The sequence below is a fragment of the Halogeometricum pallidum JCM 14848 genome (assembly GCF_000337095.1).
GTDB classification, from domain to species: domain Archaea; phylum Halobacteriota; class Halobacteria; order Halobacteriales; family Haloferacaceae; genus Halogeometricum; species Halogeometricum pallidum.
This window is the reverse complement of sequence record NZ_AOIV01000004.1, coordinates 184,923-193,254: the sequence shown is the minus strand read 5'-3', so window position 1 is coordinate 193,254 and position 8,332 is coordinate 184,923. Positions and strand designations below refer to the sequence as shown.

6 protein-coding genes are annotated in these 8,332 nt (G+C 64.5%); 3 read left to right on the top strand and 3 right to left on the bottom strand.

The window, feature by feature from the left end; genetic code table 11:
- A partial coding sequence (locus tag C474_RS02650) for a DNA topoisomerase VI subunit B (RefSeq protein ID WP_008383661.1) occupies positions 1 to 644 on the bottom strand: 644 nt, incomplete at its 3' end.
- Positions 645 to 891: 247 nt separating this feature from the next.
- Here C474_RS02650 and gyrB point away from each other — a divergent pair.
- Together gyrB and gyrA are read left to right on the top strand one after the other, a co-directional pair.
- Entirely contained in the window at positions 892 to 2,805 is a 1,914-nt protein-coding gene (gyrB, locus tag C474_RS02645) for a DNA topoisomerase (ATP-hydrolyzing) subunit B (RefSeq protein ID WP_008383660.1), read from the top strand.
- Entirely contained in the window at positions 2,806 to 5,325 is a 2,520-nt protein-coding gene (gyrA, locus tag C474_RS02640) for a DNA gyrase subunit A (RefSeq protein ID WP_008383659.1), read from the top strand. It abuts the gene before it with no gap.
- 211 nt (positions 5,326 to 5,536) lie between these two features.
- Here the strand turns inward: gyrA and C474_RS02635 are convergent, their stop codons facing one another.
- Positions 5,537 to 6,679 carry an acyl-CoA dehydrogenase family protein gene (locus tag C474_RS02635; RefSeq protein ID WP_008383658.1) on the bottom strand — a complete coding sequence of 381 codons (1,143 nt, stop codon included), beginning with the start codon at positions 6,677 to 6,679 and terminating at the stop codon, positions 5,537 to 5,539.
- A 135-nt stretch (positions 6,680 to 6,814) separates the two neighbouring features.
- Between C474_RS02635 and C474_RS02630 the strand changes: the two genes are divergently transcribed.
- Positions 6,815 to 7,114, top strand: a complete 300-nt coding sequence (locus tag C474_RS02630) for a DUF7526 family protein (protein ID WP_008383657.1) — start codon at positions 6,815 to 6,817, stop codon at positions 7,112 to 7,114.
- Between the two features lie 300 nt (positions 7,115 to 7,414).
- Here C474_RS02630 and rocF read toward each other — a convergent pair whose 3' ends face one another.
- Positions 7,415 to 8,323 carry an arginase gene (gene rocF, locus C474_RS02625; RefSeq protein ID WP_008383656.1) on the bottom strand — a complete coding sequence of 303 codons (909 nt, stop codon included), beginning with the start codon at positions 8,321 to 8,323 and terminating at the stop codon, positions 7,415 to 7,417.
- Positions 8,324 to 8,332: the final 9 nt, after the last annotated feature.

Here is an 8,332-nt window from a genome sequence, read left to right as displayed (position 1 = left end):
ATGTGTATAAGAGACAGGTGCTTGACGTAGTCGTGGAGCTGTTGGCGAGCGCGCATGTTCGCCTCCATCTCAACCTCGATGCGCGTGCCGTGCGTGGGGGAGAGATCCGACTCGCCCGGTTCGAGTTCGCGTTCGACCTGAATCTCCGGCTCGTTCGTATCCGTGTCGATGATGAGCTCGAAGTACTGGGCCGCCGAGTCGCCCTGCGTGCGGGAGGTGATCTTCGCCGGCTTCCCGGAGGTGAGTTGGGAGTAGAGGACCGCCGCGGAGATGCCGATACCCTGCTGCCCGCGGGACTGCTCGCGCGCGTGGAACCGCGAGCCGTAGAGCAGTTTGCCGAACACCTTCGGAATCTGCTCTTTCGTGATGCCGGGTCCGTTGTCCTCGACCACGAGCGTGTAGTAGTCGCCCGCCTCGCGGATCTCGATGGAGATGTCGGGCTTGATTCCGGCCTCCTCGGTTGCGTCGAGTGCGTTGTCGACCGCCTCCTTCACGGCGGTGACCAAGCCTCGCGCCCCCGAGTCGAACCCGAGCATGTGCTTGTTCTTCTCGAAGAACTCGGCGATGGATATCGCGCGTTGGCTCTCGGCCAACTCCTCCGCGATACCCGCGTCCTCGCCGAGTGTCGACTGGAACGAGGTCATTCTGTGAGGAAATCTTCTGGATGAGCGCTTAAGTACTGTTCGGGAGCAGGGTGAAAGTGGAACGATCGGCGCAGCGGACGAGACGGCGTTCCGGCGACGGTTCGCGGCGGGGAATCGAGCGACCGAGCGAACGCGAGGGCGGTTCGGGGCGAAGCGCGAGTCGGGCTATCGGGGTATTAGTAAGTACTCACGCGGGCGCGCGTGCGAGGGTTTAAGGCCGGAGATAGCCAACCCCGAAGCAGATAGTATGTCACACGAAAGTGAGTACGGAGCGGGGCAGATTCAGGTCCTCGAAGGGTTGGAAGCCGTTCGAAAGCGCCCGGCGATGTACATCGGCTCGACCGACTCACGGGGTCTCCACCACCTCGTCTACGAGGTCGTAGACAACTCCATCGACGAAGCCCTCGCGGGTTACTGCGACGAGATATCGGTCACCGTCAACGACGACGGCTCCGTCTCCGTCTCCGACAACGGTCGGGGCATCCCGGTCGACACCCACGAGCAGTACGACCGCCCCGCCGTCGAGGTCATCATGACCGTCCTCCACGCCGGCGGCAAGTTCGACAACAAGTCCTACCAGGTCTCCGGCGGTCTCCACGGCGTCGGCGTGAGCGTCGTCAACGCCCTCTCGAAGTGGCTCGAAGTCGAGATAAAGCGCGACGGCGCCCTCTGGCGGCACCGCTTCGAACGCGGCGAACCGCAGGCCGACGCCTTCGAACGCGTCCGCGACCTCGAACCCGACGAGGACACGGGCACAACGATTCGCTTCAAGCCCGACGAAGAGGTGTTCGAGACGCTGGCGTTCGAGTTCTCCACCCTGGAGAACCGTCTCCGCGAACTCGCCTTCCTCAACTCCGGCGTCGAAATCTCCCTCCGCGACGAACCCGACGACGAGGAGAGTTCGTTCCGCTTCGAGGGCGGCATCCGCGAGTTCGTCCGTTATCTCAACGAGACGAAGACGACGATGCACGACGACGTCATCTACTACGAGGACACCGAGGAGGGCATCGAAGTGGAGGTCGCCATGCAGGCGACGCAGGAACTTCAGGGCTCCATCCACGCCTTCGCTAACAACATCAACACCCGCGAGGGCGGGACGCACATGACCGGGTTCAAGACGGCGCTGACCCGCGTCATCAACGATTACGCCCGGAAGAACAACCTCCTCGACGACCTCGACTCCCTGAAGGGCGAGGACATCCGCGAGGGACTCACCGCGGTCATCTCCATCAAGCACCCCGACCCGCAGTTCGAGGGGCAGACGAAGACGAAACTCGGCAACAGCGAGGTGCGCGGCATCGTCGAGTCCGTCATGCACCAGCAGTTGGGCACCTACTTCGAGGAGAACCCCGGCACCGCCCAGTCCATCGTGATGAAGGCCGTCGAGGCCGCGAAGGCCCGCCGCGCGGCGAAGAAGGCCGAGGAACTCACGCGCCGGAAATCCGCGCTGGAGTCGACGGCGCTGCCCGGTAAACTCGCCGACTGTCAGAGCCGCGACCCCGCCGAGTCCGAACTGTTCGTCGTTGAGGGCGACTCCGCGGGCGGGTCGGCAAAGCAGGGCCGCGACCGGCACTTCCAGGCCATCCTCCCCCTCAAGGGAAAGATTCTGAACGTCGAGAAACACCGGTTAGACCGGATACTGGAGAACAACGAGGTCCGCGCGCTCATCACCGCTATCGGCGCGGGCGTCGGCGAGGAGTTCGACATCGAGGACGTGCGCTACGAGCGCGTCATCCTGATGACCGACGCAGACGTCGACGGCGCGCACATCCGGACGCTGCTTCTCACCCTTCTGTACCGCTACATGCGGCCGCTGGTGGAGGCCGGCTACGTCTACGCGGCGCAACCGCCGCTGTACCGCGTCCGTTACCGCGGCGAGACGTACGACGCGATGACCGAGGCCGAACGCGACCGAATCGTCGAGGAGGAGTGCGACGGCAACCCCACGCAGGTCCAGCGGTTCAAAGGCCTCGGCGAGATGAACCCCGAACAGCTCTGGGATACGACGATGAACCCCGAGAACAGGGTGTTGAAGCAGATAACCGTCGAGGACGCCGCCGCCGCCGACCGGATGTTTAACATCCTGATGGGCGACGCCGTCGAACCGCGAAAGCAGTTCATCAAAGAACACGCGAAGGACGCGCAGTGGGTGGACATTTAGATGAGTTCAGACACGCCAGACGAGTTCCGACCGGACGCAGGCATCGCCGCGGAGGTAAAGACCGCCCGCATCGAACAGGAGATGGAGCAGTCGTACATCGACTACTCGATGTCGGTCATCGCGGGTCGCGCGCTGCCGGACGTGCGCGACGGTCTCAAGCCCGTCCACCGGCGCATCCTCTACGCGATGCACGAGTCGGGCATCACCGCCCACTCCGCGCATCGGAAGTCCTCGTCCGTCGTCGGCGAGACGATGGGCGACTACCACCCGCACGGCGACTCGGCCATCTATGACGCCCTCGCGCGGATGGCGCAGGACTTCTCGATGCGCTACCCCCTCGTGGACGGGCAGGGCAACTTCGGTTCCGTCGACGGCGACCCGCCCGCGGCCCCGCGGTACACCGAGTCACGCATGGCCCCCATGGCGGAGGAACTGCTCGCCGACATCGAGAAGGACACCGTCGACTTCCAGTCGAACTACGACGACCGCAAGCAGGAACCCGTCGTCCTCCCCGCGTCGTTCCCGAACCTCCTCGTCAACGGCTCCTCGGGCATCGCCGTCGGGATGTCGACGAACATCCCGCCGCACAACCTCGGCGAGGTCATCGACGCCACGACGCACCTCATCGAGAACCCCGAGTGCACCATCGAAGACCTCATGGAGTTCGTCGAGGGGCCGGACTTCCCCACGGGCGCCAACATCGTCGGCCGCAACGCCGTCCACAAGGCGTACAAGACCGGCCGCGGTCGCATCCGCGTCCGCGCGGAGTTCGAGGTGGACGAGGACGAAGATAACGTCGTCATCACCGAACTCCCCTACCAGGAGAACAAGGCCCGTCTCATCGAGCGAATCGCCGACGACGTGAACGAGGGGAAAATAGAGGGCATCCGCGACCTGCGCGACGAGTCCGACCGCGACGGCATCCGCGTCGTCGTCGAACTCAAGCGCGGCGCGAACGCCGACGTGGTGAAGAACCAACTGCTCGAACACCACCTCGAATCGACGTTCGGCGTCATCAACCTCGCCCTCGTCGACGGGCAACCGCGCGTCCTCACCCTCAAGGAGACGCTCGTCGAGTATCTGAATCACCGCCGCGACGTGGTTCGCCGGCGCTCGGAGTACGAACTCGCGGAGGCCGAGGACCGCGCGCACATCCTCGAAGGCCGCCTGAAAGCGCTCGACAACATCGACGACGTGGTGGAGACCATCCGCAACTCCGAGAGCCGAGACGACGCGAAGGCCGCCCTCCGCGGCGAACAGACCGTCGAGGTGGACGGCGAGGCGCTCCCGAGTTTCGGCTTCTCGGAGGACCAAGCCAACCACATCGTCGCCATGCAACTCGGCTCGTTGACCTCCATGGAGGCCGCGGAGATAGAGGCCGAGTACGGGGACGTACAGAACCGCATCGACCGACTCAACGAGATTCTGAACGACGCCGACGAACTCGACGCGGTCATCCGTTCGGAGTTGACGGAGATACGGGAGGAGTACGCCGACGAACGGCGCACCTCCTTCATCGAGGACACGGGGTCGGTCACCCACGAGGACCTCATCGCCGAGGAAGACGTTGTGGTGGTCGTCAGCGAGGACGACTACATCAAGCGGATGTCCCTCGACACGTTCCGCGCGCAACACCGCGGCGGCAAGGGCATCATCGGCACCGACCTGAAGGAGGGCGATACGGTCTCCTCAGTGTTCGTGGCGAACACGCACGACTACCTGCTGTACTTCACGAACCACGGGCAGGTGTACAAGCTGAAGACCTATCAGGTCCCCGAGATGTCACGGACCGCCCGCGGGAAATCGGCGGTGAACCTCCTCGAACTGGACGACGGCGAGGAGATAACCTCGGTCGTCAACACCGCCGACATCGACGAGGAGACGGAGAAGTACCTCACGATGGTGACGCGCAACGGCTACGTCAAGCGCACCAGCGTCGAGAAGTTCCAAAACATCCTCACGACGGGCATCATCGCCACGAAACTCGACGACGGCGACGAACTCGCCGACGTGGAGGTGACCGACGGGACGCGAGACCTGATACTCGCCTCGCGCGACGGCATGTCCATCCGCTTCGACGAGGACGACGTGCGCGCGATGGGTCGCTCCGCCCGCGGCGTCCGCGGGATGAAACTCACGGGCGACGACGAACTCGTCGGCGTCGCCGCCGTCGACGAGGACGTGCACAACTGGGTGCTCACCGTCACCGAGAACGGCTACGGCAAGCGCACCGATATCGGCGACTACCGCCGCCAGTCTCGAAACGGGAAGGGTCTCATCGACATCAAGACGAACGACCGCAACGGTCCCGTCTGCGCGATGGAGACGGTGGGCTACGGCGACCACCTGTTCGTCATGAGCCAGTCGGGACAGATGCTCCGAACGCCCGTCGACGACGTCTCGACGGTCGGCCGCAACACCATGGGCGTCATCGTGATGAAGATGGACGCCGGCGACCACGTCGCCAGCGTCGACGTCCACCAGGTCGGGTCCGACGACGTGGACGAATCCGAGGAGTAAGCGCGCGAATCGCGGGCCGCGCAGGTCGGCGCGAACGCGTCGCCTCCTTTTATCGAACGGTCGAAACGCGGTCTCTTCGTTCGGAATCGGGTCCGAAACGGTCGCTCAGCACCCAGATTCCGACGTTGAGACGCTGTGTGGTCGCGAGTTCCCCGCACAACCGAATGAGAGTTCTGTAAGCCGAAAGGACACGGCCGACTGCCCGACTGAATCAGTTGTCGTCGTGTCGCTCGAAGACGGCCTCGGCGAGTACGTTCTTGTGGCCCTCGTTCGGACCACCGGCAATCGTGAGGAGTTTCGCGTCACGCAGATACCGCTCGACGTCGCGTTCGGTCGTGTAACCGAGACCGCCGTGGAGTTGAATCGCCTCGTTCGCGTTGTCCACGGCGGCCTGTGTGGCGTTGATCTTCGCCATACTGAACTCGCGTGTGATGTCGCGCCCGCGGTCAGCACGGTCGGCCGCGCGGAGGGTGAGCAACCGGGCGGTATCGGCTCGTTCGGCCATCTTTCCGACCTTCCAGCCCACACCTTGGAAGTCGCCGATGTGCTGGCCGTACTGCTCACGGCTGCTCGTGTAGGCCACCGTATCCTCGAGGGCGGCGCGGGCGATACCGACACCGCGGGCGGGGACGTTCACACCGGTGTGTATCTCGCCACGCTGAACGTAGCCCTCACCCTCTTCGCCGACGAGTCGATTATCGGGAACGCGAACGTTCGAGAGGGAGACGCGCGGGGATTTGACGCTGTTCGCCCCCAGCGTTTCCCACACCGTCTCGACGTCGAGGTCGTCGGTCGGAACGAGGAACGCGCTGATGTTGTGCGGTGCGTCCTCATCCGGGCCGGTCTTCGCGTACGTGAGGACGTAGTCCGCGTCGAAGAAGTTCGTCACCCACTGTTTGTGGCCGTCGAGTATCCACTCGTCCCCGTCGCGTTCGGCGGCGGTCTCCATCTCGAGTTTGTTACTCCCCGCGTTCGCCTCGCTCAAGCCGAGTGCGCCGACGGTGTCGAAGGACGCCATCTCGGGGAGGAAGTCCCTGCGCTGCTCTTCGGTTCCGAAGCGCTCGACGACTGTCGCGACTCCGAGGTGGAGTCCGACGGTGCTAGCTACGGACATGAGTCCGGCCGATAGCTCTTCGATCATCAACGCGAGTTCGACGAGGCCTTCGCCCCGACCCCCGTACTCTTCGGGGAGCGTCAGGCCGGTCAGACGACGGTCGGCGAGTCCGTCGAAGATCGTGCTCGGGTACTCCTTCTTTCGGTCGAGGTCTCTGGCCTTCGGTTCAATCTCCTCCGTTGTGAACTCCCGAACCTCATCTCGAAGCGCTCGTTGGTCGTCCGTTAGGTGGAATCTCATATGCTATAGGAGACGTTTCGACCCGAGTAAACCTGGAACCTGCTATATCAGGTCGGTCAGGGGATATCTGAAAGGTAGACGCTCTGCGTGCAGCGACATCACACCATTCTTTCTGTCGGCCCCCGTTTCGATACCGTGACCGAGACGATTCAGGGCGACGTCCTACACGTCGTCCCGCCCGATGAACTGGACGAGCACGACCTGACGCCGGACCTGAAAGAGTTAGCCGAGTCGCGCTACGTGGTCGTACTTCGGCAAGGGGGTCACCCCTCACTACTGGACCTCCTCTGGGCGTTTATCCGCCGCAGCCCAATCGAGACGATGACTGTCGTGACCGACCGGCGTTTCGAGGAGGACGACGAGGTCACGCTGACTGTCGAGAAAACGGATATGGTCGGTGTCTACGTCACCGCGGCCTCCGGACGAGACGCATAGCAGTGTTCGATGGCGATATGTTTCCAGCGACAAAATGAGAATCTGTCTCTAACTGAAGCCCACCCTTATACTTCGTCGGATATGCCTCCTACGCACCTCTCCTCGTGAAAACCGGGACCAAAAAACGGCCGACTTCGCCGTCTTCGACGGCTCCGTCGGAGAACCGATCGCTCGCGGATGCTCACTACGTAGGCGCCACGTAGCGAGTTCGTACTGTCGATTCCGACCAGCAACCGCGCCGAGGGCGACGGCGAAATTCACCGGAAACCCGGTGCGTCGTCTCGATGAACCGAACGCGCCTCAGAGGATGCGCTTACCGAGGCCGCTGGCGGCGAGTTCCGTCGCCAGCGCCGCCGTCTCGTTGTGTTCGTCGAGCACGGGGTTCACCTCGACCAGTTCCAGAGAGCGGAGCGCGTCGGTCTCGGCCACCCGTTCGAGGGCGAAGTGCGCCTCGCGGTAGGTGACGCCGCCGCGAACGGGCGTCCCGACGCCGGGCGCCTCGCGGGGGTCGAGCCAGTCCAAATCGAGGCTGACGTGGACGCCGTCGGACGCCGCGCAGGCCACGTCGAGGGCGTCGTCGACGACGGCGTCGATGCCGCGTTCGTCGATATCGGACATCGTGTAGGCGGTCACGTCGCTGTCGTGGATCGCCTCGCGTTCGGCGTCGTCGAGCGAACGCAGGCCGACGACGGCGACGTGTTCCTCGGCGAGGCCCGACGCGTTCGCCCACGGCGTGTCGGCGAAGTCGCCGAGACCCAGGAGGGCCGCTAGCGGCATCCCGTGGACGTTCCCCGAAGGCGACGTGCTCGGGGTGTTGAAGTCGCCGTGGGCGTCGAACCAGACGAGGCCGATCTCGGCGTCGCGGGCCGACCCCGTCACGGACCCGATGGCGACGGAGTGGTCGCCGCCGAGGACCAACGGCGTCTCCCCGTCGTCCAGGGCGGCGGCCACGCGGTCGGCCAGGGAGGTGACGACGTCGCGCGTCTCGCGCAGGAACTTCGCGTTCCCCTCGGAGGGCGCCTCCGCCTCGGGGTCGCGGGCCTCCGCCGGCGGCGCGGCAACGTCGCCGTCGTCGACGACGGAGAGTCCCGCGCCGTGGAGTTCGTCCGCGAGACCGCCGTAGCGGATGGCTGAGGGGCCCATGTCCACGCCGCGTCGGTTCGCGCCGTAGTCGGTCGGTGCGCCGATGATTCTAACGGTGTCCGTCATCGTCGAAAC

Excerpts from the sequence above, each read along its gene's own strand:
- C474_RS02635 (WP_008383658.1), bottom strand. The coding sequence starts at position 6,679 with ATGAGATTCCACCTAACGGACGACCAACGAGCGCTTCGAGATGAGGTT.
- rocF (WP_008383656.1), bottom strand. The coding sequence starts at position 8,323 with ATGACGGACACCGTTAGAATCATCGGCGCACCGACCGACTACGGCGCG.
- gyrA (WP_008383659.1), top strand. The coding sequence starts at position 2,806 with ATGAGTTCAGACACGCCAGACGAGTTCCGACCGGACGCAGGCATCGCC.
- gyrB (WP_008383660.1), top strand. The coding sequence starts at position 892 with ATGTCACACGAAAGTGAGTACGGAGCGGGGCAGATTCAGGTCCTCGAA.